The organism is Streptomyces niveiscabiei (genome assembly GCF_033794345.1).
Classification (GTDB): Bacteria; Actinomycetota; Actinomycetes; order Streptomycetales; family Streptomycetaceae; genus Streptomyces; species Streptomyces niveiscabiei.
On the sequence record NZ_JARAYJ010000052.1, the window covers coordinates 23,638 to 49,613 of the forward strand.

Annotated in this window: 20 protein-coding genes; 6 read left to right on the top strand and 14 right to left on the bottom strand. The window is 67.1% G+C overall.

Going from position 1 to position 25,976, the window contains the following annotated elements:
• Window positions 1-131: 131 nt before the first annotated feature.
• The 10 genes from PV682_RS39930 to PV682_RS39975 all read right to left on the bottom strand — a co-directional run bounded on the left by PV682_RS39930 (window position 132) and on the right by PV682_RS39975 (window position 8,759).
• Window positions 132-1,502, bottom strand: coding sequence for a glutamine synthetase family protein (locus PV682_RS39930; protein ID WP_319737274.1), 1,371 nt, complete (start codon window positions 1,500-1,502; stop codon window positions 132-134).
• Window positions 1,502-3,010 carry an amino acid permease gene (locus tag PV682_RS39935; RefSeq protein WP_319737275.1) on the bottom strand — a complete coding sequence of 503 codons (1,509 nt, stop codon included), beginning with the start codon at window positions 3,008-3,010 and terminating at the stop codon, window positions 1,502-1,504. The genes PV682_RS39930 and PV682_RS39935 overlap by 1 nt, the downstream gene beginning before the upstream one ends.
• Window positions 3,011-3,064: 54 nt before the next feature.
• Entirely contained in the window at window positions 3,065-4,057 is a 993-nt protein-coding gene (locus PV682_RS39940) for a hypothetical protein (protein WP_319737277.1), read from the bottom strand.
• 130 nt (window positions 4,058-4,187) lie between these two features.
• Window positions 4,188-4,382, bottom strand: a complete 195-nt coding sequence (locus PV682_RS39945; protein WP_319737278.1) for a hypothetical protein — start codon at window positions 4,380-4,382, stop codon at window positions 4,188-4,190.
• The gene (locus PV682_RS39950; protein ID WP_319737279.1) at window positions 4,382-4,822 is read right to left on the bottom strand and encodes a hypothetical protein; all 441 of its coding nucleotides are present in this window, start codon (window positions 4,820-4,822) and stop codon (window positions 4,382-4,384) included. The genes PV682_RS39945 and PV682_RS39950 overlap by 1 nt, the downstream gene beginning before the upstream one ends.
• Before the next feature lie 108 nt (window positions 4,823-4,930).
• Window positions 4,931-6,169: a helix-turn-helix domain-containing protein gene (locus tag PV682_RS39955; protein ID WP_319737281.1), complete on the bottom strand. Its 1,239-nt coding sequence runs from the start codon at window positions 6,167-6,169 to the stop codon at window positions 4,931-4,933.
• A 301-nt stretch (window positions 6,170-6,470) separates the two neighbouring features.
• Complete coding sequence (locus tag PV682_RS39960; protein ID WP_319737284.1) at window positions 6,471-6,923, bottom strand: GNAT family N-acetyltransferase; 453 nt, start codon at window positions 6,921-6,923, stop codon at window positions 6,471-6,473.
• The gene (locus tag PV682_RS39965) at window positions 6,920-7,762 is read right to left on the bottom strand and encodes a protein kinase family protein (protein ID WP_319737286.1); all 843 of its coding nucleotides are present in this window, start codon (window positions 7,760-7,762) and stop codon (window positions 6,920-6,922) included. The genes PV682_RS39960 and PV682_RS39965 overlap by 4 nt, the downstream gene beginning before the upstream one ends.
• The gene (locus tag PV682_RS39970; RefSeq protein WP_319737289.1) at window positions 7,693-8,364 is read right to left on the bottom strand and encodes a DUF6875 domain-containing protein; all 672 of its coding nucleotides are present in this window, start codon (window positions 8,362-8,364) and stop codon (window positions 7,693-7,695) included. The genes PV682_RS39965 and PV682_RS39970 overlap by 70 nt, the downstream gene beginning before the upstream one ends.
• On the bottom strand, window positions 8,361-8,759 hold the full coding sequence (locus PV682_RS39975; RefSeq protein ID WP_319737291.1) for a hypothetical protein: 399 nt from the start codon (window positions 8,757-8,759) through the stop codon (window positions 8,361-8,363). Before PV682_RS39975 ends, PV682_RS39970 begins: the two co-directional genes overlap by 4 nt.
• A 529-nt stretch (window positions 8,760-9,288) precedes the next feature.
• Between PV682_RS39975 and PV682_RS39980 the strand changes: the two genes are divergently transcribed.
• The 6 genes from PV682_RS39980 (at window position 9,289) to PV682_RS40005 (ending at window position 13,726) form a co-directional block, all read left to right on the top strand.
• Window positions 9,289-9,798 carry a nucleoside-diphosphate kinase gene (locus PV682_RS39980; protein ID WP_319737293.1) on the top strand — a complete coding sequence of 170 codons (510 nt, stop codon included), beginning with the start codon at window positions 9,289-9,291 and terminating at the stop codon, window positions 9,796-9,798.
• A 73-nt stretch (window positions 9,799-9,871) separates the two neighbouring features.
• Window positions 9,872-10,171 (top strand): hypothetical protein, encoded by a 300-nt coding sequence (locus tag PV682_RS39985; protein WP_319737295.1) that lies wholly within the window; start codon window positions 9,872-9,874, stop codon window positions 10,169-10,171.
• A gap of 129 nt (window positions 10,172-10,300) precedes the next feature.
• Window positions 10,301-10,858 carry a hypothetical protein gene (locus tag PV682_RS39990; protein ID WP_319737297.1) on the top strand — a complete coding sequence of 186 codons (558 nt, stop codon included), beginning with the start codon at window positions 10,301-10,303 and terminating at the stop codon, window positions 10,856-10,858.
• Window positions 10,858-11,616, top strand: coding sequence for a hypothetical protein (locus PV682_RS39995; protein WP_319737298.1), 759 nt, complete (start codon window positions 10,858-10,860; stop codon window positions 11,614-11,616). The genes PV682_RS39990 and PV682_RS39995 overlap by 1 nt, the downstream gene beginning before the upstream one ends.
• The gene (locus tag PV682_RS40000) at window positions 11,616-12,986 is read left to right on the top strand and encodes a hypothetical protein (RefSeq protein WP_319737299.1); all 1,371 of its coding nucleotides are present in this window, start codon (window positions 11,616-11,618) and stop codon (window positions 12,984-12,986) included. Before PV682_RS39995 ends, PV682_RS40000 begins: the two co-directional genes overlap by 1 nt.
• Before the next feature lie 20 nt (window positions 12,987-13,006).
• The gene (locus PV682_RS40005; protein ID WP_319737300.1) at window positions 13,007-13,726 is read left to right on the top strand and encodes a class I SAM-dependent methyltransferase; all 720 of its coding nucleotides are present in this window, start codon (window positions 13,007-13,009) and stop codon (window positions 13,724-13,726) included.
• A 21-nt stretch (window positions 13,727-13,747) separates the two neighbouring features.
• On the opposite strand, the gene PV682_RS40010 is transcribed toward PV682_RS40005, so the two are convergent.
• From PV682_RS40010 to PV682_RS40025, 4 genes are all read right to left on the bottom strand, one after another.
• Window positions 13,748-14,350, bottom strand: a complete 603-nt coding sequence (locus tag PV682_RS40010) for a non-canonical purine NTP pyrophosphatase (RefSeq protein WP_319737302.1) — start codon at window positions 14,348-14,350, stop codon at window positions 13,748-13,750.
• 261 nt (window positions 14,351-14,611) lie between these two features.
• Window positions 14,612-15,073 carry a hypothetical protein gene (locus tag PV682_RS40015; RefSeq protein WP_319737304.1) on the bottom strand — a complete coding sequence of 154 codons (462 nt, stop codon included), beginning with the start codon at window positions 15,071-15,073 and terminating at the stop codon, window positions 14,612-14,614.
• A 103-nt stretch (window positions 15,074-15,176) separates the two neighbouring features.
• Window positions 15,177-21,824, bottom strand: a complete 6,648-nt coding sequence (locus tag PV682_RS40020) for an RHS repeat-associated core domain-containing protein (RefSeq protein WP_319737306.1) — start codon at window positions 21,822-21,824, stop codon at window positions 15,177-15,179.
• A 156-nt stretch (window positions 21,825-21,980) separates the two neighbouring features.
• Window positions 21,981-25,679 (bottom strand): LamG domain-containing protein, encoded by a 3,699-nt coding sequence (locus tag PV682_RS40025; RefSeq protein ID WP_319737308.1) that lies wholly within the window; start codon window positions 25,677-25,679, stop codon window positions 21,981-21,983.
• Between the last annotated feature and the right edge of the window lie 297 nt (window positions 25,680-25,976).

Genomic DNA, 25,976 nt, shown 5'->3' on the forward strand with positions numbered 1-25,976 from the left:
CCTGGTCCCCTTGATCCAAGCATGGTGGCACGCGGCGTGCGAACACATTTTCGAGTATCTGTCCCGTCTGCGAGACGAGATCCCGCCGCCGGGCAGAGGGCGGCTCGGTGCAGAGGGGACATGTGCCTGTGTCAGGCGCGGGTGAGCCAGCGCCGTCGTTCGGTGTCGGTGACGTGGGTTCGTTCGTGGTCGAGTTCGAGTTTGGCGAGGTGGGCGTAGTGGTCGATGACGTCGGTGCCGAAGGCGTCGTGGGCGAGGGTGCTGTCTTCGAAGACGGTGAGGGCGTCGGCGAGGGTGGGGAGGACGGGGATGTGGTGGGTGCGGTAGGAGTTGCCGGTTTCCGGTGGGCCGGGGTCGAGTTTGTGGTCGATGCCGTGGGTGATGGCGGCGAGGGTTGCGGCGAGTGCGAGGTAGGGGTTGGCGTCGGCTCCGGGGACGCGGATTTCGAGGTGGAGGGTGTCGTCGTGGCCGATGACGCGGACGGCGCAGGTGCGGTTGTCGTGGCCCCAGTTGAAGGTGGCGGGGGCGAAGGAGTCGGGGGTGAAGCGTTTGTAGGAGTTGGTGGTGGGGGCGTAGAAGGGGGCGAGTTCGGGGAGGGCGGTGAGGAGGCCGCCGATGGCGTGGCGGGCGGTGTCGGAGAGGTCGCCGTCGGGGGCGTTGAGCTGAGGGGTGTTGTTGGACCAGAGGGAGAGGTGGAGGTGGAGGCCGTTGGCGCGGCCGGTTTCGGGGGCGGCCATGAAGGTGGGGGTCAGGCCGGCTCGGGTGGCGAGGGTGCGGACGGCGTGTTTGAAGAGGAGGTGGTTGTCGCAGGCGTCGCGGGCGGGGCCGTAGGGGAAGGTGACTTCTACCTGGCCGGGGCCTGCTTCGGTCTTGATGGCTTCCACCGGCATTCCGGCTTTGGCGAGCGCGCGTTGGAGGCGGCGGAAGAAGCGGTCGGAGGTGGGATCGTGGTCGAGGGCGTAGTCGAGGTTCTCGGTGGTGAGGGGGTGGAGGAGGCGGGGGCCGGGCTGGTTGTGGGTGCCTTTGTAGAGGACGAACTCCGTCTCGATGCCGGTCTTGGGGTGCAGGCCGTGGCGGGCGAGGCGGGTGAGTTGGCGGTCCAGGATGTGGCGGGGCGCGATCTCGACGGGGGTTCCCTCGGGGGTCATCGCGTCGGCGAGGACGATCGCGGTGCGGGGCATCCACGGGATGCGGCGGGCGGTCGTGAGGTCTGGGCGTACGGGGAGGTCCTGGTAGCCGGTGTCCCACGAGGTGAGGGCGAAGCCGTCGGCGGGGTTCATGTCGACGTCGGTGGCGAGGAGGTAGGCGCACATGTCGGCGCCGTGGGGTGCGATGCGGGTGAGGAAGTGGCGCGCGTCGTAGCGCTTGCCCTTCAGGCGGCCCTGGAGGTCGGGGAGGGCGAACAGGATCGTGTCGATCGTCCCCGCCTTCACGAGGTCGGCGAGAGGAAGGCCCGCTTCGCGCTGGGGGATGAGGTGGGTGTTGTTGACGGTGGCCGTCATCAGACGATCTCGCTTTCGTAGGACGACGTCGAGCGGTCGGAGCTGCTGGCCGGGACCTCGTACGAACTTCCCTGCTTGCGCCACCAGGCCCAGGCCAGGACGAGGACGACGAGCAGTGCGACGGGTGCGTAGTTGAAGGTGTCGACGGAGACCGGGTTGGTCTGAGGGAGGCAGAACAGGACGGTCACGAACACCACCCAGACCACCGCGATCGTCCCGACGATCACGCCCCAGCTCCCGAGGTTCCACGGTCCGGGCCGGAAGCGGTGGCGGTTCTTCACCCGCAGGAAGATCGGGATCGCGTACGCCGGGGTGATGCCGATGACGTTGATGCTGGTGATCGCCGCGTACGCGACCGGACTGTAGAGGCTCGGCAGGGCGAGGAGCGCGGCGCAGACGACGGCCAGCAGGACCGCCTTGCGCGGGGTGCCGGTGCGGGTGTCGACCTGCCGCCAGTGGGCGGAGCCGGGGAGGGCGCCGTCCCGGGAGAACGCGAACACCATCCGGGACGCGGCGGCCGTCTCCGCGTTGCCGCAGCACAGCTGGGCGACGATCACGACCAGGAGCAGCAGCTTCGCCCCCGTGAGGCCGAGGGCGTCGAGGAAGATCTGAGCGGGCGGAACCCCGGTTGCCGTCCCCACGGTTCCCGCGTAGTCCTGGATCGCGAAGGTCAGCCCGGCCAGCAGCACGAACCCGGCGAGCCAGGACCAGCCGATCGCGTGGATGATGCCGCGCGAGGCGGAGACCTGGGCGTCGGTGGTCTCCTCGCTGAGGTGCGCCGAGGCGTCGTAGCCGCAGAACGTGTACTGCGCGAGCAGCAGGCCCAGGAGGGCGACGTACACCGGGCTGGTCCAGCCGGTGTTGTTGACGAACTCCCCGAACACGAACTCCGGTGACTGGTGGCGGGAGGGGACGATGGCCAGGGCGCCGACGATGACGAGGACGCCGCCGACGTGCCACCAGACGCTGATGCTGTTGAGGATGCTCACCAGCCGCACCCCGAACCAGTTCAGCGTGAGGTGCAGGGCGAGGATGCACAGGAAGATCACCATGATCTTCCCCGGCGTCGGCTCGAACCCCCACTGGAGGTTCATGAACGCTCCGGTGAACAGGGCGGCGCCGTAGTCGATCCCGGCGATCGCGCCCAGCAGCCCCAGCAGGTTGAGCCAGCCGGTGTACCAGCCCCACTTCCGTCCGCCGAGCTGCTCGGCCTGGTAGTACAGGGCGCCGGACGTCGGGTAGGCGGAGGTGACCTCGGCGAGTCCGGCGCCGACGAACATCACCATGGCGCCGACGGCGACCCAGCCCCACAGCATGACCGCCGGGCCGCCGGTGTTCATGCCGAACCCGTACAGGGTCATGCACCCGGACAGCACGCTGATCACGGAGAAGCTGACCGCGAAGTTCCCGAAGGGGCCCATGCGGCGGGTGAGGACGGGTTCGTATCCCAGTTCCCGCAGGTAGGCATCATCGGATTTTCGGTGTGAGGAATGGCGGTTGGGACTCACAGGTCCACCTCCAGGGATCGGAAAACAGAATGGTCAGGTTCATGCCAATAAAGATCAGGGGTGGTGCGTGGTGCGGCGTGCGTAGGCGAGGGACTCCGCACGTGCCCGCAGGAGGAGCGCTTCACCGGAGTCGGGCCCGGTGGTGCGTTCGCACACGGTCGACCAGGGTTCGCGGGAGGCGTAGGGGCCGAGTGCGGCGAACACCTCGGCGGCTTCCTGGTACTGGGCGCCGGCCCACAGGGCGTAGGCGAGGAGGTTCAGGTCGGCGACCGACCGCAGGGTGGGGGATGCCCGGTGGAACCAGTTGCGGAACGCGTTGAGGCTGTAGCCGACATGCGGTTCCTCCAGCCACTGGCGGCGCCACAGAGGGTCCACCTTGATGCGCCGCCGCTGCTCGACGAGCGCGTACGCGGGGAGGAGCAACAGCGGTGAGCCAAGGGGCTGTTGGGAGACGACGCTGCGGCCGAGGTCGAAGACGGCGGCTTGGGAGGCGGTGGGCAGGGCGTCGCGCGCGAGCAGGAACTGCACCGTTCGGTGGTACGCCTCGCGGTTGTAGGGGTCGCGCCGGTCGACCTGGTCGAGGATGCCCCACGGGCCGGAGGGAAGCATCAACTCCGGTGCGGGGATGCGGTGTTCGTAGTACTGCTGGCGGGTGTCGACCTGGGCCAGCGCGAGCAGACACACCCACGGGACGGGGTCGTCCGGTGCCCGGCGGGCCGCCGCCAGGACCTCGCGCCGCGCGTCCGCCTCGAACTCCCAGGTACGGGGGTGGTGTTGGCGGTGTGCGCGCAGGACGCGTTCGACGGCCACCCGTGCGCTCATGAGGTGTGCGTCGTAGTGGTGGGGTTCCTCCCGCAGCCATACGCCGACCACGTCCGACCTCGCGGCGGCCACGGCCAGCGCCTGCGTACGCGATGTCCGCAGCGCGCCGTGCGTTCCCGTGGCGAGCAGCAGCTCCCGTGCCGTTCTCCAACGGCCCGCCTCCAACTCGACGAGGGCCACGCGGAGTTCGTCGTCGTGGCCGGCCGGGTGGTACACGAGGCGCATCAGTGTGCCTTCCCATGATGAGAGCAGCGGGGGCGGCGCGGTGCAACGGGTGGCGGTGCCGGGCGGAGGGAATCGGACGTCGGTGACATCGGGGACCTCGGACGGGAGTGGGGGGAGATGCAAGGGGGTTTCAGAGCCGGAGTCCGCTGATCGCGTCCGCGAAGCTCGTCACGATCTGGCTGATGCTCGGGGCCATGGACGTGCTCGCGAGGAAGAACCCGAAGAGCACGCAGACGGTCGCGGGACCGGGCTTCACTGTCTTGCTCCGGATCAGGACGAAGACGAGGACCCCGAACAGCAGCGCGAAGGAGATGCTCAGGGACATCAGGGCGCCGGTTCCCCTGCGGGGCCGCGCTGTTCGGCGCGGGCCTGGATCAGCGCGCGGCGCAGGGCCGCGGGGAGGGTCAGCGTTCGCGGGCCGCTCGCGGGGACGTACCAGTGCATCCCCGGCGGCGCCGTGGTCTCGGCGGAGGGGACGACGACGTGGCAGTTCTGGCCCAGGGCGACCGTCTCCGGCTCCGTCCAGTTCGCCGCCGTTCCCACGGGGACCAGGAAGTACAACCGGGGCTCCGCGCCCCCGAAGTCCATGATCACCGGTCCGAGAGGCTCGCGGTTCTCGCGGAGGATCTCGACCGCGCGGCGGCCCACGGCTTCCCCGGCACGGACGACGTCCCACCACACGCCCACCGAGCACAGCTCGGACTCTTCCCCGATGGGCATCCAGCGCGGCGGACGGACGTGGGCCGCGGGATTGACGTCGGACATGGAAATGGCCTCCTCACCACTATGTGTGAAGAGACCATTCCATTCAGCGAGTTCGGTGCGCGGACAGATAGTCCGTAGGGTCCATGACCCAAGGGCCTTGACAACGGGTCACGTTGAGCTTAGGCCCGTCCAACTCGCAAACGCAGAAAGCTCGTTGGAGGGGTGCGACTCCACCCTGAGCAGCGCCGCCGTCGTCTCCCGGACGGACGGGTGGAAGCGGGTGTGGTTCGGAGCGACCTTCCTCGCACGCTTGAGGTCGGCGAAGGAGCCCGCCCTGTCCCCGACGGCCAGCTTCGCGGACGCCACGTCGATGAAGTGGTGGCTCGACCGCTCCCCGACCGTCGTCACCGGTGGGGTCCACTCGCCGCCGGAGGCCGGGGCCCATTCGGTGAGCCGGGCGAGCGCCTGCTCGGTGTCGCCCATGTCGATCATCGCGTGGACCTCGTGGATGTGGATGTTCGTCGGGCCGAAGGACATCTCGTACGCCGCCGAGTCCCGGTTGCCCGCCAGCGCCGCCACCTGCTCGGCCTCCCGCAGGTACGCGTCCGCGCGGTCCGCGTTGTTCTCCCGCGCCTCCAGGACCGCCAGCTTCAGCAGCAGTGCGCCGTCGATCGCGAGGGCGTCGTCCGAGTACGACCGCTCGGGCTGGAGGCGTTCCAACTCCCCGCGCAGTTGCAGGAGTTTGCGGCGCGCGGTGGTGTAGGCGCCCTGGCGGAGCATTGCCCCCGTGACCAGGTAGCCAGCCGTGAACTGCATCAGCGGGTCGTCGGAACGGTCCGCCGCCCAGCGGACCCGCTCCAGCGCCGTACTCGACAGGTCGTGGTGACCCATCTTGTGCGCGAGGGAGTTCACCGCGCGGTAGACGCGCGCGAGGTGCCAGAACGCCTTGCTGCGTTCCTCTCCCCGGCTGTTGAGGGCCACGTGCGTGAGTTCGGTGATGATCGGCGGGAGCAGGGGGCCCATCGGCGCGTACCGCGCGTCGCGGCGTAGCGTCGTCACCTGGTCGACCTCCGACGCGAGCACGGCGAGGGAACGCGGTGCGATCTCCAGGTCGTCCGGGCTGTCGTAGCAGAGGAGGAGACGGCGGAGTTCGGGGATGACGGCGTGGACGCGGTCCTCCGCCTCCGGCTCCCCGTAGTACGGCTGGCCGGTCAGTACCTCCGGGCCGAAGCGCAGCGCCTTGGCGAGCGCCAGGATCAGCGACGGTGAAGCCTTCCGTGCACCGGACTCCAGCTTCTGGATGTAGCTCGGGGAGACCGCGACCTTCTGCGCCAGCTGGGCGGCGGAGAGTTGGCGGGTCTTGCGTGCCGTGCGGAGTCGGCGTCCCAGCGTCAGGTTTTCACTCATCGGTGGTTCTTTCCCTTCGCGATGGAGGACTCGAATCAGGGTACGGAAAGGGAGTTGTCCCGCGCCTGTGGTTGCCGAGCGTTAACGGGATCGACAGCGCGGCGCCTTGAGCGCGGAGGCTGCGGATGTCAGGGCGAGGGCTCGCATCGCGTGTTCGTGAAGAGGTTGAAGCGGTGCTATTCGTGTTAAATGGGCCAGTTTTGAGGTGAGTTCGTATGCCGGTCGTCAAGGGGTTGCCGAAAAGTGTCTACGGACAGATTGTGTGCATCCCTGGTCCGTCCCCGCTGTCGACGGGACCCATTCAGCTACGCACCGTGGCCACTCTGTAGGTGCAGTGGCCGGTGCAGGTGAAGCCGGTTTTCGCCAGGACCCGTGCTGACGCGTGGTTGTCGGGGTGGTGTTTGGCGTTGACCGAGGTCAGGTGGAGGGTCCTGAACGCGAAGTCGAGGACGAGCGCCACCGCCGTGGTCGCGTGGCCGTGGCCCCAGGTGTCGTCGCGGAGGATGTAGCTGAGCGCGGCGGTCGTTCCCTCAACGCGGAGTTTGATCACGCCGATCAGGTCGCCGGTGTGGTCGATGCCGAAGCAGTACAACGTCCTTGGGGTCGCGCGCTGTTCGGCCATGCAGGCCATCAGCCATGCGGTGGCCGAGGCGGCGGTCATGGCCGGCCTCGGCAGGTGGCGTACGGACGGTTCGCTGTAGATGCGCTGGACGGCGGGTGCGTCGTCCGGGCGCAGCTCGCGGAGCGAGATCACGCCGGAACAGCACACAGGATCTGCGCCAACTCGGCTGCTGTCGGCCGGTGTTCGGGAGACGCGGTGAGGGCGGGGCGCAGGGCGTTGTGGAACTCGGGCCAGGTGGCCGGGGACAAGGGGATGCCGCCGGTGGCGATGGCGTCGCGGATGCCGTCCTGGCCCACGGCCTGGCGGTCGATGCCCGCGGCTTGGTAGTCGAGGGGCCAGGCTCCCGACGCGCAGGTCCACAGCGCGCCCGCCAGCGCGTATACGTCGCTGTGCCGGGTGGCGAGGACAGGTTGCTTGTCGCGGGCAGCGAGGGCGAGTTCGGGGGCCATGAGGTGGACGATGCCTCCGCGGTAGCCGTCGACCGGGCCGTGGGCTTCGGGGCGGGACCAGGCGAAGTCGATGAGGCGGACGCCGTCGGGGGTGTGGATGCCGTGGGCGGGCTGGAGGTCGGCGTGGACCCAGCCGGAGGCGTGGAGGTCGGCGACGGCCAGGCACAGGGCGACGGCCGCGCGGAGGGCCGGTTCACGGTCGCCGTCGCCCGCTCGTGCTGCTGTGAAGCTCCTCCAGGTCGAGGGGCCGTCGTACCAGGGCGTGACCAGCCACGCCCCGCCGTCGTATCCGCCAGCGGTCACCTTGTGGCCGGGCAGGGCCGTCAGCATCGCCGCTTCCCTCACCGTGACGCTCACGCCGTCGTCGTAGCCGGTCTTCACCGCGACCGCGCCGGTGGGGCCGGTGGCCTTCCAGACCGCCGAACCCCGGCGGTTCGTCAGCTCCTTCAGCTCTACGGGGCCTCCGCAGGCGGTTTCCGCTGCCGCTCGTGCTTCTGCGGGACAGGGAGGGAACGTGACCATGCTTTTACCGCCTGCCAGTTGTGGGAGAGGTGTGCGAAGACGTCCCGGCCATCGTCCACCGCGACCGCGAGCGCGTCCGCGAGTTCGGGCGTGTCCGCGAGGAAACGGGGGTCCCGGACGCGGACGGCCGGGCGGACCGGGAGGAACGAGTACGGCGGGGGCGGGATGGGGCGGTCCTCGCGGTCGAGCCGTTCTTCGCCGTGGTGGAACTTGCCGATCATCAGGCCGACCGGACCGTACAGGTGCTTCAGCGCCCAGTGCGGCCAGTCCAGGAGACGGCCCGTGTCCCCGAGGACGACGACGTTCTCGCACACCAGCGCGCCGTGCGGACGGGCCGCGAGGGGGCGGACCCATTCCGCCGCCTGGACGCCCGCGTGGAACAGCCCCGCTTCTACGAACTCGCGGTCGTCGCTCGCGACTTCGTAGACCGTCCAGGTGGTCAGGCCACGGCGTACGGACGGCGCGAGGTAGGGGCAGTGCGCCGACACCGCGTCCACGTACCCCGCGATGTCCACCGTCCGGGGCTCGGTCGTCTGCGCCTCGACGAGGCGGAGCGCCCCGACGGGGGTCCGGGGCGCTCCTGTTCGTGGGCCGGTCGTCATCCGGCAACGGGTGGTACGACGTCGTCGCTGGGGAGAGGGGTGCAGTCCCACTCCGCCCACACCTCGCCGGTCTCCCGGTAGCGCGTGAACGCCCGCTCGTTCAGTACCCCGTCGGCGTCGGTGAACCACACCTGCGGCAGCTGGCCGAACATCTCCTCGTACGCGTCGACCCACGAGATCCTGCCGAAGCCGGAGTTCTCGACGTGGCGGACCGGTCGGCCCGCGTGCTCGGCGCAGAACGCCGCGTACCCGGGGTCGTTCAGGAGCCGGTGCCACTCCGCGTCGACGGCGGCCGAGAACATCTCGGGTACGGGCTGATCGGAGGCGAACTGCTGGGCCGAGACCTCGAAGAACCTGCCCAGCTCAGTCCTCGCGGGGGTTTCCACAGAAAGCACGCGGACTCCTTTTCGTCTGACCGGAGAGAAGTGCCGGGAACCGCTCGTGGGGGTTCCCGGCACTCGGCGGTGTGAACGTGGTGACGGCCTCCCGGACGGCTCGCGGCACCGTCCGGAAGATCGCCACCCCGCCGGCCAGGAACCTTTCCAGTCCGCGAGGGCCGGTGCGCGGACAACTTGTCCGTACCGTTCGGTCGCGCGGAGCCTTGACAGAGGGCGAAGTGCTCAACTGACTTGTTAGTAAAGGAAGTTGACTCCCTATCACAAGAAGGTTCTCTTCGCAGCGAATCGCACGAGAAGCACGCGGACAGTCTGTCCGTTCACGGGCGGTGTCCGGTGGGAGTCTCACTGCACGGCCACGCAGGGCGGCACGGTTGGGGACTACGCGGCCCTGCGTGGCTCAGGGGCTCATCCAGGGATTTTCGATTTCCGCTTCGCTCCGGAGCACTTGTTCCGGCCCCGGTGATCCCGGGTCGATGACAAGCTGAAAGTCCGTCATATCGCTTGCCTGAAAGCTGAAAGGGAACCGATGGCCCAGGATCAGGAACAGCCGGTGGAGCGCACCCTCGTACTGCTGAAGCCGGACGCGTTGGTGCGTGGATACGCCGGAAAGATCATTTCCCGGTTCGAGGACGCGGCGTTGAAGATCGTCGGCGTCAAGATGAAGCAGATGGACGCCGAGTTCACGCGCAAGCACTACTTCGACCTCGAAGAGCGGCTCGGTGCCGAGGTCTACAACCTCACCGCGACGTTCATGCAGCAGAGCCCGGTCATCGCGTTCGTGCTGGAGGGCGCGGACGCGGTAGCGACCGTCCGGAAGATCGTCGGCAGCACGTACCCCAACGAAGCCCCCGCCGGCACGATCCGCGGCGACTTCTCCCACTACAGCCGGGCCGCGAGCGTGGCCTCCGGCAAGGCGGTCGCCAACCTTGTGCACGCCTCGGGGAACAAGGAGGAGGCGGAGATGGAGGTGGGCCTGTGGTTCGAGAAGGACGAACTGCACGACTACCGCACCCTCGCCGAGCTCTTCACCTACTAGACGGCCGCCTCGTCACCGGCGGGCCGTCGCCGCGTTGAACACCACCGGGTACCACCGGATGAGAGAGGGCACCATGACCAGCGAAACCCGCGTCGCCTCCGTCGAGGAGCTGGAGACCTGCTTCCAGCGGGAGATCGGCACCGACCGGTGGACGGCGGCCGAGACCGCGTACGCGCTGGCCGTCCGCTACCGCGACGCCGCCGACTGGAACACCTCGCGCGAGTGGGTGCAGCAGTGCCTGCGCCTGCTGGAGGGGTTCCCGAGTGACTCCCTGGAGCAGGTCGCCACCCGGCGCGTGTCGGTGGGCGGGGTGCTGCTCCCGAACTACCTGCACGACGGCGTCGTACGGGACCGGTTCGGCGACATCGCCTGACCGATCTTCACCGGCGGCGTGGACATCGTCCGCGCCGCCCCATCTGAATACCGCGCCCCGCCGGACCCCCAGGCCCCACCCCTGGGCCGGTCCGGGCGGATCACCCATGCCCGAAACAAGGAGGTTTCCGTGCCTGTCGAGATCGAAATGCGTGCCCGCTTCAGCCAGGAGGTACACGACCGGCTGGTCGCGCGTCTGGAACGGGACGGTGAGGACCTCGGCCAGGACGACAAGTACATCTACTTCTACGTCCTGCCCGACCGGTTGCTGAAGGTCACCGACAACATCACCGCCACCACCGCGAAGATCACCCTCAAGGACGGGAAGATAGGCCAGGGTTCGGCCTTCCCGGAGACCGAGATCGCCATCGCGCACGACGACGTCCCCGCCGCCGTCCGGATCTTCAACACGCTCGGCTTCGAGAGCACGATGCACGAGGCGTACAACGCGCGCCGCAACTTCCGCTTCGGCGAGGTCGAGATCGCCGTGAAGTGGAGCGAGGCGTGGGGGCATCATGCGGAGTTCGAGGTGCTCCTCGACGAGGAGCCGGACCCGGCCGAGGTGGTGGCGGCGCACGAGCGTATCGCGGCGGTCGCCCGCGAGCTGGGCGTCACCCTGATGAGTGAGAGCGAACTCGCCGAGTTCACGGCCGCGTTCGAATCGGCGCGGTCCGCCTCCGAGTCGTGATGAGTACGACTCCGAGCCTGGTGGAACTGGCGGCGCGCAAGGAGCTTCCCCGGCACCAGTTCACCGACGCCGAGACGGTGCGGTGGATCGCGGAACACCGGCCTGGCGAACTCGACGACGGTGCACCGAGGTTGGGTCCTGTAGCGCGTCGGCTCCTGGTGCGTACGGCGATGCCGGCGGCGTGGCTCGCGGAACCCCGGCTCCACGATTCCCTGCACGGTGTGCGGCACGGGATGCGTACCGCCGCGCTCGCCGCGCTCCTCGCCGAGGCCGCCGGTCTCGGTGAGGCGGACGTCGCCACGGTCATCGTCGCCGCCGCCGTCCACGACTGCCGGCGCCTCCATGACCAGGACGACCGGGGACACGGTGCGCGGGCCGCGCGCTGGCTGACCGTGAACGCCGAGGACGTGTGGGGGCGCTTCCGGCTGGAGATGGCACCGGCCGCCGTGCGGCAGGCCGCCGTCTCGGTCCGGCTGCACGAAGTGCCGTATCCGGACTTCACGCCGGACGACGAGACGGACTATGCGACGGCTCGGGTGGTCACCGACGTGGTGAAGGCGGCCGACGCGCTCGACCGCTACCGCCTGCCGAAACTCACATGGTGGCCCGACGCCCGGCACGTGCGCGTGGACGCGTTCGAGGAGTTGAAGGCCGTCGCCTTCGATCTCGTGCTGTGGTCCGAGGCCGATCACGTGGCGGGGACGGACAGCACGTCCGCCGTCCTGAAGGCGTTCGCGCGGCGGGAGTTGATCGGCTGATGGACTTCCTCGACGCGTACCACTTATGGGCCGACGCCCACGAGTTCTACGGCGCGTCCGTCCTCCCCGGCGCTGCCGAGAGCGTCGTACCGACGGCCGCGTGGGAAACCCGGCTGGCCCAAGAGGCCCCCAACGGCGCCCTGTTGCACAACAACGCGCTCTTCGACGCCCTCACCAACGACACCACCCTGCACCTCCTGCACGTCACACACGCGCTGGAGGAGATCAGCGAACACGGGGTCCTCTACCCCTCGGGCGGATGCCTGGTCGGCAGCATCTACTGCGCCCCGCTCACCCCCACTGGCAACGGCCTGCGGATGCATAACCTCGCCGCATACGTCCTCAACCGGGAGGCCCCGGCGTTCCTCAGACGCATCGGACGGCCCGGCGCGGTGCCGACGCCGCTGGTCTTCGAGATCGACGTGCCGCACCAGGCGTACCGCGGACTCGCCGGTATCGACTACCTGCGGCTCGGCGGGATCCACCTGCGGATCTACAGCCTCCTCGAATACCTCCTCTCCAAGACCGAACGCCACCAGCTCCGCGAGACGATCACCAGCCGGACGAAGAACTCCGCTGGGTTCCTCGCGCTCGCCTCCGCGGTCGCCCACGGGCAGACCACCGTCGACCCCGAGCTGTTCCTGCAACTGCTCGACTCGGCGATCCCGCGCCTGCCGATCCTGGGGTACGTGTACTTCGAGGCGCTCGCCGAGTACCTGATGCTGTACTCCACCAGCGCCGAGACCAGGCGCCTGGCGGAACTCGGGGAGTTCAACAACCAGCTCTACAAGGACCTGATCTTCTCCTCCGAGTTGGCCATGGCGGGCACCTTCGACCTCGCCAAGTTCCGTCCTCCGCCCGCCCGGTTCGCCACGCTCCTCGCGCAGGTCGACCCGAGCCTCGACCCCCAGCACGCCCGCCGCCACCTCACCGAACGCGTCAGCCACCTCATCGCCGCACGCCTCTTCACCCCCGGCCAGACCCCGGAGGAATGGCGGCACACCCGCTGGGAGTTCGACAGCCTCGCCACCCACCTCGGCCCCCTCCTGGGCCACCTCATCCACCGCGAACTGCGCACCTTCGGCCGCTACCCCCACTTCTACTTCTACTTCGACCAGCACAAGGCGCTCCAGGCGTGGAACTACTGGAACCACATGGACATCCTCACGCCGTTCAACGGGACGATCCCCAAAGGGGAGATCGGCATCAACCCGGCCTACCCCGACCTCGCCTACCGGGTCTGGCGGGCGGAACAGGACGACGCCGGACACCTCCACCCCGTACAGCAACTCGACCTCACGATCGCGCCGCGCCTCGTCGACATCAAACACACCCTCATGCGCAACAGCCGCAGCCTGTCCAGGACTTGAGCCGCAAGGAGACCCTCGACATGACCACTGACACCGTGTCGCAGCAGATCGCCGAGCTGCTCGCACAGCCGACCACCACCCACGGCCTGGCCCGCGCTCTGCGCGCCGCGCTCAAGGAACTCGACGTCCACCGCACCCACACGGCTGCACTGAAGGCGTGGCCCGACGGGCGGATCGACGATGCGCCTCGCAAGGTCCAGATCGGCGGTGGTGCCCACCGCATCGACGGCTACTTCAACATCGATGCCGTACCCCCGGCCGATCTCCTGTGGGACGTCCGCGAGGGGATACCCCTCCACGACAACTCCGTCGAGGACCTGTTCTCCGAACACTTCCTGGAGCACATCGACTACCCGAACTCCGCCAAGCACTACGTCCGCGAGGCCCACCGCGTCCTCGCCTTGGGCGGACGTGTCGTCACCGGCGTCCCCGACGCCGGCTTCGTCCTCTCCCGCTACCCGTCCGGCGACGCGGACACCCGCACGATGATCAAGAAGTGGTACGGCAGACGCGACTGCCTCGACCACATCAACACCCAACTCGACCTGATCAACTACGTGTTCCGCGACCAGGACGACGACCCCGTCTACCACCCGCACTACTGGGCCTACGACCACGACAAACTCGTCCAGCTCTTCACCGAGGCCGGATTCGCGACGGTCGAGCCCTGGCCGTTCGACCCCAGCATCGCCAACCCCAAGCGGGAATGGGCCAGCGTGTACGTGGTCGCCACCAAGTAGCCGACAGGGGGCGGGGGCTGGTCAGGCCCGGGACGGCGTCTCGGCCAGCCACGCGCCGAGTGCGGCCACGACGGACGTCGACCGCCACTCCGCGAACACCCGCTCCTGCTCGGCGTCCGGGAGCGCCGCGAGCGTCGTCGTGGCGCCCTCCGGGACGAAGATCGACCACAGGTCGGACCAGGAACGCTCACCGCTGCCCCGGTCCGGCGTCTTCGCGATGGTGCCGGGCTTGCGGGAATCGTCGGCGAACGTGTGCAGCGCGCCTTCCGCATCGACGTACACGGCCGCACTCGCGAACCTGCACGCCCGCGTCGCCGTACGGTCCGCGAGATGCGTGAACCCCTCGGGACCGAACGCCTCCAACGCCTGCTTCACCATCGGGCCCGGCCAGCCGCCGAACTCCTCGATGTAGAAGCCCGAGTCCTCTACGAACAACGGCCGTCCGAGCAGCGCGAACGCCTGCCGGGCCTTGTGGTGCGCGATCTCCGAGACGGACGTCGTCTGGATCTCGTCCAGGTCCACAGCCACCTGTTCCACCTCGATCCCCCAGGGGGAGAGATGTTCCTGCGCCGTCCGGAATTTACCCGGATTTCCGGTACACATGGTCACTTTCAACCCTGGCATGGGTAGAACTTCTCCTTAGAGCTCGTGACACGATCTTGTTGAAGAGCCCTGGTCGGGCGCGACCGATGCGAGGGTGCATTGTTGCCGATCTGGGCTTCCTGAGTGTTCCTCGGCCTCTGCGCTGGTGTTACCAAAACGGCTGTAGCGGTGGATTTCTGGAGGGTTCTGTAACGAATCGACCTACCCGAAAATTATTGCATAGGAGGTGATCTGGGCGCTACGGAATTGTTCTTCGGTTGACGGGTTTATCGATATTCTGCCTCAGGGCTCGAAAATGGAAACTTGATCTGTCTCCGTATCCACACTCCAAAGAACAGCTTTACCATGTGACTCACCAGCCCAGAGAGACGCTGAACAGCCGTCATCGAAGCGGAGGCTCACCGTGGTGCCGCCACCCTCTTCTTCGACATCCCAGGATCCAACACCCGTCTTTTTCGATAGCCCACTGGGTGAGCATTGGAAATATTCAATCTTGAGCTCTTTGGTGGAAAATCTACCCGCAGCGTCAAGTTCGATGGAGCCGCTTCCTTTCCATCGTCCAACGAGAGACTCGCTCGCCATGTATTTACTCTCGGGATACTTCCCCTGGCCCGTATCTACGTAACATCCGGAAGTGAGAATGGCAACCACAGTCAGCATGCCTCCAAAGGCGAGGCCGGAAGCGCTCCCACTATTCGATTTATGCAATATTTTTACCACTCTGCGCTCCCTGTCGGATTTCACAATGAAGACACCTGTAGCCAGTTCGGCGGCGGGCCGAAGAAGCACGGTAAGGTTACCCGAACCCAAGCGGCCCGTCCGCCGGACTAGTGGTGCGACCTTCTATCTAGAAGGGGATCATGATCCGAAACGTGATGGTCATCTGATGTGACGCTCCGGAGCCGAAAAAGCTGTACGGTGAGACTGGTATACCGTCCGAATCGAACTTCTGGACAGCCTTATCCGCCAGGGTTCCGTAGCCAGTGGCTATATGGGCGAAAGACGACAAGGTCATATCGTTCTTTATCGTGATTCGCGCCTGTATTCCCGTCGTATTAGCTCGAAGGATCTTATACTTGGCGGTATAGGAGCCGAGTACGGCGGTTGCCGTATTGTGATCTCCAGTAGCGATGGACCATTGATCGGAGAGGAATTGTCGAAATTTCTCCCTTCCGGACTTCTCCCCGATTGAATAGGATTTAAGAGATCCTTCTGTTTGTCCATTTATCCATTTCTGAACAATCGCAGTCCGCTGGCTGGCAGACACATCGCTCATCATTACCTGCTCAGCCACTCGACTGTCTTCTCCGTAGAGGGCGCTCGATTCCAGATCGCCAGTGAACCACTTGACTCCAATCAGTCGGAGATCGTCGCTTCCCCCACCGAGAGTCGCGTCCTCCGGGTTGCACTCAAGCAAAATGGGTTGTCCGGCGCACTTGCGCATCTGCAAGTAGTCAGGGTGTGCAACGCCTGGAGGCAGGTAGGGGGTAAAAGTGGACTTCGGTCCGACGGCAGGGCCGAGCGGAGCTCTTCCGCAGTAGGTCATCGGAATACAGGTCGATGACCCGCTACTACTAGACCCTGATCCGGTAGAGGCTGTTCCGCCACCGCTGTGAGACTGGCCGCAGGAATTGTAGTAATAGCAAGCGGGCCGGCCTTTGCCGCCGGAGGGGACTCCGGGGGTGGGGCTTGTGGGGCCGCCAGCGCCGCCGGGGTTGGGTTCGCTGTGGCCTGTTCCGTCGTCGATCCAGAGACCTGTGGGGTCGCTGGAGGTGACGGGGGTGTTGTTGGCGTAGGCGTAGCCGTTGAGAGACTGGTGCTGGCTGGGGTCGAGTACAGGGTCGACGCTGATGAACTGGCCGATTGCCGGGTCGTATTCGCGGGCGCCGATGTGGGTGAGTGCTGTTGATTCGTCGGCGGGTTTGCCGAGGAATGCCTTGTCGTCGGGCCAGTTGGTGGTGGTGCCTCGGGGGGCGCCGAAGGGGGTGGTGTAGCGCTTGGTGAGTGTGTAGGTGTTGGCTTCAATGGCGATGTTGGAGGTGCCGTGGTGGTCGGCGGCCAGGAAGGTGAGTTTGGTGCCCGACACTCCCGATGTCGCTGTGCGGACCGCGATGTTCTGCCCGGCGGCAGTGTAGTAGCGGGTGCCCGTAAGGGTTTTGACTGTACCCGTGACGGTCAGACGGACCTCGGTGCCGCCCAGGTAGAGGACGGTGTCGCCGTCTGCCTTGGCTCTGCGGATGAGGAGTTCACCGTCGGCGTCGTAGAGGTAGCCGGTTTCCTTGGACTTCTCGGTGAGTTTGGCGAGTTCGCCTTCGGAGTTCCAGGTCAGTGTCTGCTGGGAGGTGGGGCCGGGGCGGGCGATGGTGTTGCCGGCCGCGTCGTAGATGTAGCTGGCGGCGCGGGCGCCGGTCGTCTTGTCGAGGGTGTGGGGTTTTGCGTCTGTGATGTCGTTGTAGGTGTAGGTGGTGCTCTGGTCGCCGGTGGAGGTGTGCTGGGTCTCCGTGTTGCGCTGGCCGCCCTGGGTGTAGGTGTACGACGTCCAGTAGGGCGCCGCGCCGTCGATGTTGGCGGTCGTGCGGCCCGCGGTCGCGCAGTCGGCGGTTCTCGGCGTCCAGGCTTCGGTCAGGCGGCTGTGGCCGTCGTAGGTGAAGCACTGGTTGTCGGCCTTGGCGGTGCCGCCGAGTGTGGTGGTGTCGAGGATGGAAGTGACGTTGCCCGCGTCGTCCTGGGTGAAGTTGAGATCCTGGAGCGGATAGCTGTGGGCGTCGGTGGTGACGTAGGACCGGGTGAGGCGACGGGTACCCGCCTCGTAGGAGTAGTTGAGGTACGCCTTCTTGGCGGAGCTGGTGCCGTCCGTGCCGAGGACGGCCTGCGTGAGGTCGCCGAGGGGGTCGTAGGTGGCGCCGAGCTGGTATCCGGTGGCGCCTGTTGCCTCGGTCTGGAGGCCGCTGATGGGGTTGTACTTGTAGGAGACGGTCTCGGCGGCGAGCCCGGCGACGGCGGGATTGCTTGCCTGCTTGACGCTGCCGTCGAGGAGGTAGACGGCTGTGGAGGTCAGGGTCTTGGGAACGCCCGCCGTCACCAGGGCGTCACCATCGGGTAGGACGAGGCTGCTGTCGGTGACCTGGTAGAGGTTGTCCCGCTTGTTGACCTTCCGTGTGTACGCCTTGCCGGTGGTGCCGGATCCTCCGTCGTAGCGGATGGCGGTGTCCTGCTGCCCCTTCAGAAGTTTGTCGTACTCCCAGGCGGCAAGTTGGTGGTCCTGGTCCTTGATCCCGTCCCACAGTCCGGTCTTGCGGCCGAGGCCGTCATACGCGTTGACGAGGGTCTTGCCGCGGCCGACGTCGGTGGCGCTGACCATCTGGTCGAGCTCGTTGTAGACGCTGGTCGAGGTGCCCTTGTCCGGGTCGGTCGATGAGGTCTGGCGGCCGAACAGGTCGTAGGCGTAGGACCAGGTGGCCTTGTCCGGACCGGTGATCGTCGCTTGCTTCCCGGCGGGGGTGTACGTGTAGTTGGTGGTGGTGTAGTCGCTGCCGGTCGGCTGCGCTCCGCCGTACTCGCGGCGTTCGGTGGTCTGGCCGAGGGTGTTGCTGATGACGGCGGTGGCTTGGCCGCCGGCCGGTGCGGTCGTGGTGACGGTGTCGCCGAGGTAGGCCGTCTCGGTGGTCCAGCGGGCGACGTTGCGGGTTTTGGTGACCGTCTTCACGGCGCGTCCGGCGCCGTCGTAGGTGGTGTCGGTCTGGACGGGTGGCTGTCCGCCGTCGATCTCGACCGGGGTACCGGACGGCTGGAGGTTGTTGGCCCAGATGTCCGCCTGGGCGGAGACGGTGAGGCCGCGTGAGTCGTACAGGGTCTGCGCGATGACCGTGCCACCGGCCGGGGAGGGGGTCTGGGTCTGCCTCGGGCGCAGCAGTGAGTCGTACAGGACGTAGCTGGTGTTGTAGCCGGAGCCGTCGCCCTTGATGGTGGCCGTGGACACCCAGGGCATGGCCGCGTTGGTGACGCTGTAGGTGTAGACCTGGTTCGGGGACCGGTTGAGGGCCTTCAGCTGATTGGGCAGCCACACCTTGGTGAGGCGTCCGAGGGCGTCGTACTCCGTCTCGGTGATCTTCCCGTTCGGGTCAGTGACCTTGGTGGGGGACCCGGTCGCGAAGTCGACGAGGGTCGTGGTGCCGTGTTGCAGGGTGTTCTTGACCGTCGTCGACGTCAGGGGACCGGAGGCGGGAGGGTCGTAGGTGGTGGTCGTCGTGATGAGACCGTTGGTGTCCGCCGTGGTCGCGGTGCGGCCGAGCGTGTCGTAGGTGAGGGTGGCGGTCTTCTGCCATTGGGGCTGGTCGTCGTTCGTGTAGCCCTTGGCACGGCCGGTCCAGCGGACTTCGCCCACGGTGGGTGTCTGGGTGGCGCTCCACTCGGACGCCGTGTCGTAGCTGGTGGCGGTGTCGGAGATGATCTGCCCCGGCCTACCGAAGTCGGCGGGCAGGTCCAGGTCCGCTTCCTTGATGGTGCAGGGGTCGGTGACCGGGTTGGTCTCGGTGTTCGCCACTACACGGGTGCGGGAAGCGAGGTTGTTGAGGCCGGCCGCGTTGTTGCGGGCGTACCAGGTGCGGGTACAGGTCTCGTCACCCAGCTTGCTGTCGTCACCGCGGTCGGAGACCGTGACGGGCACGCCGTACGTGTCGTCAAAGGTGGTGTTCACCGTGCGGGTGCGCCAGGACGGTGTGCCGCCTGACGTGATGTATGTGTGCGTGGTGGTCGCAGCGGTACGCACGAAGTACGCCTCGGTGTCGGCGTAGGACTTGTGCTGGGTGGCGGTGCGCCTGGACCAGGGAGTGTTCACCGTGCTGGTGATCGCGGTGGCGCCGTTGTAGACGACGCTCTCACGGGTGAAGCCGGCGAACTGTTCCTGATCGGTGAAGGCAGCAGCCTTGAGACCGGTGACGGACACGGTCTTGCGCCCGTCGGGGTCGAGCGTGCCGTCGGCGCCCAGGACGCGGTCGCCGTTCATGCCGCGCAGGTAGTAGGTGACGGTCTTGGATTGAGTGCCGCCGGCCTTGCCGACGACGTGGGTGACCTGGTCGTATCCGCGCCAGGACGACCAAGTGCGGTCCTTCTCCTTCGTGAGCGGGTCGTCGGCGTAGTGCCAGGCGCCCCCGCTGGGGCCATAGGCGTAGGTGTGCTCGACCGCTTCCAGGCCGCCCTTGGGTGCGGTGGTGGACACGGCCTGGACCGGGTACTTGTGGAACCAGTCGAGGATGGTGGTCTTGCCGCCGTTGGGGGCCCAGCGGACGGGGTAGCAACGCCGGGTGTTCTTGTCGACCGCCGGCATAGTCTGTCCGGCGACGCAGTCCTCCGGCAGGTAGCTGACGATTGTCTGGGCGCCGCTCTCCGAGGTGACGGTCTTCAACCGGGGCTTGTGGAACGGCAGGATGTCGTCGGTGGTTCCGTCGACGCGGTTGGACAGGAACTCATGGGTGAAGGTGACCGGGTCGAGGGTGAGCGCTGTGCCGTGTCTGCCGGTGTGGCGAATCTCCTGGAGCCACAGGGACTGGTCCGCCGAATCACCCGTGTCGCCGGGGTCGAGATAGGTCTGCTTCAGCTTCCACTCGTCGACCGGCTCGAACGCAGGCGTGGCTGCTGCCGCGTTCCAGGCGTAGGTCGTGACGGTGGTCAGTCGCTTGCGGGTGAAGAACGCCGGGCCGACGTTGCCGGTGCACTTGTCGCCGTCCTTGCAGATCGCGTCGAACGGGACGTCCGGCCACTCGTCCTTGCTGTCCTCCGTCAGCTCGGCACAGGACGACCCCAGTTCGCGGACGCACCGCTTGTCGTAGCCGAGGACCACCTTGCCGGACGCGGCGGGAGCGGTCGCCGTGGTCGTGAAGAGGGCGCCCTTGCGCTGCCCGTAGCGGATCTCCTTGAGGTAACCGCCGCGCGTGTAGGAGGTGCCGGTGTTGTCGTCGCCGAGCTGGTCGTAGTTGTTGGACTCGGCCTCGTACCAGTACGACATGGCGTTGCCGTGGGTGTCCTCGACGTAGTCGAGGTTCCATCGCCACGCCTGCTTCTTGCCTCGTTCCGCGAAGGTGTCGCCGGAGGTGAAGCCGGGCTCGCCCGCGTCGTCGCCGAACACCGGGGCGGTCCAGACCGAGTTGGTGCGGTCGGCGGCTGCGGCGCCGTCGAGCTTGTTCAGGCCGAAGACGTACTTGGTGCCCTCGCCGGTAGTGACGGTCCAGTACTCGCCCTTGTCGAGGGTCCCGCCGTCGTCGCCGTTATCGGCTCCTACGGAGTGGGTGACGGTGGAGGCGTCGTCGTTCTTCAGCCGCCATCCACCCGAGGTGTCGTCCTTGACCAGTTCGGTGGCCTTGCCGTTCAGCACGAGGGAGGCGTTCTCGTACTTCCAGCACAGGTCGAACTTGTCGCTCTGGCCGTCGTCGTCGCAGGAGCCGTACTTGCGCTCGACGTAGGACGACGTGAGGTCGAAGCCCTCGCCGACCGCCGTGCCCTGGTTGTTGGTGGACGCGGTGCGTCCATCGACGCTGCCGGAGTCGTAGGAGATCGACAGGCTCGGGCTCGGGCCGGCCGCGGCCGGCGGAGTCCTGAATGGGTAGGACCAGGTGAAGGAGCCTGACGAGCCGCCGGCTTCCCACGACGACGACGCGGACAGGGGCGTCGCCTTGTAGTCACCACGTGCGGAAGCGCCACCGGCGGCTAGGGCCATCAGCATCGTCGGACCGGAGGCGGCGGTCACGGCCTGGCTCTGACGGCCTGCGGTTGAGGGCTGGAAGTCGAGCTGTGCCGTGAGCTGGTGATCGGCACGGTCGTTGGCGTACGTGAGAGGCGTAAGAGCGCGGCACTTGGCTGCGGCGGGGGTACTGAGGGCGCAGTCCGGCAGGCGCGAGGCTTCCAGGCGGCCCGCCCAGTCACCACCGTAGGCGGACGCGAAGCCGCTGTAGTCGACGCCGAGCGCTGCCGAGCCGCCGGCCGCCGGGCCGGTCACCTTGACGACCAGTCCCTTGACGCCCAGCCTGCTGGTCTCGGCACGGCTTAGGACCTCGACCGTGAGGGAGCCTGACGCCCTGTTCTTCTTGCTCTTCGGTGTGGCTGCTGGGGGCGACAGAGTTACGGGCAGGGAACCGGCCCTGGCGGAGGCCGTTCCGGAGACGGGCACGGTCAAAGTGGCCTTGCCGACCTGCGGCCATATCGGTTTCTTCGCCTGGTCGGTGGCGGCGCGCGCGATGGCCGCGCGGGTCTCCGCCGCCGCCTTTCTCATCTCGGCCTCGGTCTTTTTGTCGACCTTCGCGGTCAACGGGGAGACCTTGTCCGCCTGGTGGGCGGGGAGCGTGGGCCGCCCCAGAGCAGCGGCGGTTCCTTCTGCCGAGGCGACCGGCACCAGGAGTTCCGGCACCAGCAGCAAGCCGGCGACGAAGGCTGTCCGGCGTGTCCAGGTACGTCTTCTCGTCGTGCTGTCACTGCGCGGCAGCAGGGATCTGTGTCTGTTCATCCTCTTCCGCTCGTCGGGCGCCAGGCATCGCGGGAGCACCCGAGGAGGCACAGCTCAGCGATACATGGCGCGTCGTCACAGATGGGCCCGACAGAACGGGGCCCGTTGTCGCGGTGGGCGGCGGTCTGTCGTACCGCCGCCCACCTGAATCGGGTGTTACGCCGTGGGAACAGGGAGCAGGACCTGTGCGGAAATCTGATTGGCGGACATCGCCCCGGCCCAGACCCGCACGTCGCTCATCGAACCAGGCAGGTAGTGACCGACAGTTCCGGCAGCCGCACCACGTCCGGCAGCGAGTTCTCCACTGCCCTGGCCGTAAGCGGAGAAGTCGGCGGCTGCGGTGTCGGTGACCTGTTCGGCGTCACTCAGGAAAAGATGCAGTTTCCCGAAGGAGCCCGAATCCGTCATCTCCGTCGCGTCGTAGACGCCGGTGATCTGGACCCCGTCGTCCAGGACCGCCACATCGTCGCTGCCGACTACTGCGGTCGCGACGACCTTGCCTGTGCCGTCGACCGCCGTGCGGCCGAAACGCCATACGAAGGTGTTCGCCTCCAGCTTCTCCACCCATAGCGCCCAGGACGACTGGCCGCCTGCCGGGGTGGCCTGGCCGAAGACCTGCGCGCGGTAGCCGACCGGTTTGTCCGCGAGTTTGGCGCTGTCGAGCTTGACGAACGCGGTGACCGTGAAGGAGGCGGACTCGTCGGTCACAGGGCCGGTCGTGCTCAGGTAGGCGGAAGTGCCGTTCAGCGCCACTACGCCGTCGCTGTCCACGGTGGCGTTGGTGAGCTTCAGGTCGCCCGCCGGGTACGGGGTCGATTCACTGATCGTCGTCGCACCCGTGGCGGCGGTGTCTGCCTTCCACTGGCCCACGAGTTCCGTGGCGGCGACGTTGTCCGTCTTGAGCGCGCTCTCCCAGCGCAGATCTTCCTCGTCCAGAGCGCGCTGCCACACCTTGGTCTCGTCGATGCGACCCATGAAGTACTGCGTGTAGGCACCGCTCACCCGGGCCCGCCCGATCTGCATGTCACCGGTGACGGACCACGGCTGGTACGTGGACGAAGTGCTCTTCAGGTTCACCGGCGAGCCCTGCGGACGGCCGTTCACGAACAGTTGCAGCGTGTCGTCCGCCTCCACCGGCTGGCCATTGGCGCACGGAGCTTGCGTGCAGGTCCCTGTGCTGAAGACACCGGCCAGGTGGGTCCACACGTTCACCGGCGGGTTGGTGTAGTCGGCCACGGACCGGATTGCGACCAGTCCGGTCGTGCCGTCGTGGTTCGTGCGGTTGAGGACCCACTTCTTGTCCCCCGCCGAGTAGTAGACGGTGAATGCGACGCCGTTCGTGCCGGGAGCCGCCAGCACCGCTCTGGTGGAGGAGGCGTCGGTGAGCATCACCCACGTCGACACGGTGAAGGAGTTCGCGGTGTTCACCGGGATCGGAGTCGTCGCGTAGCCGACGCGCTTCGCGGGGTCGCTGAGGTCGTCGTTCAGTCGCAGGGAGTGGTCGCCCTCACCGCGACGGCTCTGTACGGACCACGTTGCGGCTGCATCGGACTGGGTATACAGCGTGACGGGCTGCCGGGATCCGTCCGGGCTGGTGTTGGCGGCCGTCGTTCCGGTTCCTTCCGAGAACCTCCACTCGCCGGTGGGTCCTGCGGGCAGCGCCACCTTGAACGAGTACTCCGCCTTCGGCCCCCACCGTTTGCGTACATCCCGTGCCTCGACGACAAGAGTCAGCGTGCCACCCGTTCGAGGTGTCACGTCGACGACCGCTTCCGAGGCGGGCTGGGCCGGATCCGTCTCCCGGACCGTACGCGGATCCTGGAGGTACCAGCGGTACCCCTCAATGTCCTTGTCACTCGTGTTAGGCGTCAGTTTGAACTTGCCCACCACCCCGGGACCCCCGGTACCCGCGCAGGTGGCCGCTGCCGTGCACGTGTACGGATTGCCTTCCGCAGGGGTGATCTGAGGAGCCTTGGGGGCGGTCGTGTCCATCTTGAAGTAGCACCATGACGAAGGCGAATACGACGACGAGGCGCTCGACGTGACGCCGGCATACGTCCAGTGCGACTGGGTCAGCGCCCTCAACCGGTACAGTGCACCGTCTTCGCGGGCCGAGATCCGCACCTTCTCCAGTGTGTTGTCCACGTGGTACCCCGTCGAAGGCGACGTCGCCGACCACGAGGAACCCCACTTTCCGTCAGCCCCCTTCTTCTCCACGGAAAGGAAGGAACGCAGCGCACCCTGGTACTCACCGGACGCCGGCTGCACCTGTGTCTGGACTGCCGCCTGCACGATCGGGTCCGCCCGTGTGACGATCGTGGGCTTGGCCTCGGGCTCGCAGTACGCGGTCGTTCCGTCGCCGGGGATCACACCAACCTGAGTGGGGACCCCGGGCTTGGGAACGTACTGGATCTGCAACTCGGCGTTCTGGTTGAAGCGCTTCCACGCACGCGGATCGCCCTCGTCCTTTGCCCGGAGCATCAGCGTCAGGCGAGCGATCCTGCCGTCCGCCAACGCCTGCACCGCGGGCGTCAGGTTCTCGTCCGGCTCAGCCGGATTGTCGTTGAACTCCACCCAGGATTTGGGCTGCGACGGACTGCACAGATCCCCTCGCCCGTTGGAGACGTAACGGTCGCCCATCCAGTCGCGCTGCGTCGGTCCTGGCCAGCGGGTTGCCTCGGAGATGTTGTCCGTGCGGACCAGATCCACCCAGTGCGCGTCACAGTTGAACGACCATGTCTCGTACGCGCGGAAGGTGGCGTCGAGGATCTTCTTGCCCGCCAGCTTCGTCGGCGCGAACTCGTAGTACATGCGGTTGGTGTAGTTGTTGCCGCAGTAGTAGCCGTCCGCGCTGCCGCAGTGGCCCACGCCGTACTCACCGTTGAACTGCCAGAACCGGTCGCCGTCGGAGGACAGCACCGTGCGTTCCGAGTAACCCAGGCCCAGGGGCGGGTCGATGTAGACCGGATAGACCGTGCTCGTACCGCGCAACAGGCCGAGGTCGGGAGCGACGGAGACCGCGCCGTCATGCACCTGGACCGGAAGAACCGCACTGGCATCACCCTTGGACGGGGCGACACCCTTGTCCTCCGGTTGCTCTCCCACTTCCTCGACCGACGTGGCCTGTGACGAAGACACTGATCCAACGGTCTTCGTGGTCACCATCTGCGGACTTGCCGACGAAGCCGATGCGCCGGCAGAGTCCCACATCAGCCCCGCAGGCCCCTTGAAGATGGCGTTGCCGTTCTCGTCCAAGGCGCTGATACCGCCACCCGCACCCGCGACCACTCGCAGGCCATCCGCGTGCACATCCAGTTTGATCTGTGCCAGCGCCGGATTCGTGGCTGCCTCAGCCGTCTTGACGACCAGTACCTCGCGATACCCCTCAGGGGTCGCCGTCAGTTGCAGGTCAACGCCGTCGAACACCTCGGAGTATGTGGCGGTGTCCTCCGACAACGTCGGCACGGGCAGAGCCGTTGGCCAATCGAGCGTGAGTGAACCGCTTCTGCCACCCAGATGAATGATGCCGTCGCCGTCCCCGCCATCGGAGAAGCGCAGGTCCACGACAGCAGCCTTCGGCCCGATGCTGCCGTCCGCACGACGCTCCAGGGTGGAGTCCACGTCACGCCACCCGCCATCAGCCGCTCTAGCGCGCTGCGGCGCTGTGGACTGCGTCAGCGTGAACGTACCGTCAGGGTTCGCCGTCGTCGTGGTGTATTCGGTGCGCTCCGATGTCACTTCGACCGACTCACCCGACGCCTGGGCCCGAGCCGAAGCCGACTCCGGCCCTGCCTCTCCGGATACCGACGCCGCTGTTGCCATCGCCGCTGGAAGTACAGGCAGCAGCGACAGCATCAGAGAAGCCGCCACACCTCCCAGCAACGCCCCCCGCGTTCTTCGTCTCGCGGACGCAGACACACCTGTGCCTTGCTCCACCCTCACCGAGCCCCCCCTTGTATGGATCATGTAAAGGTACGGAAAGTAAAGACATCCTCACTTCACGCGGTCAACTGAATATGTCGCACGTCACACGGTGGTTTCATTCCGCCTTCAACTCTGAGGTTCCCCCGCTGCGCGAGAGATGTTGATCAGCTGGTCAGGAGGGGTTGACGGGTGTTCAGGTTCGTTGGTTCGGTCGTCGCCCGCTCGGCG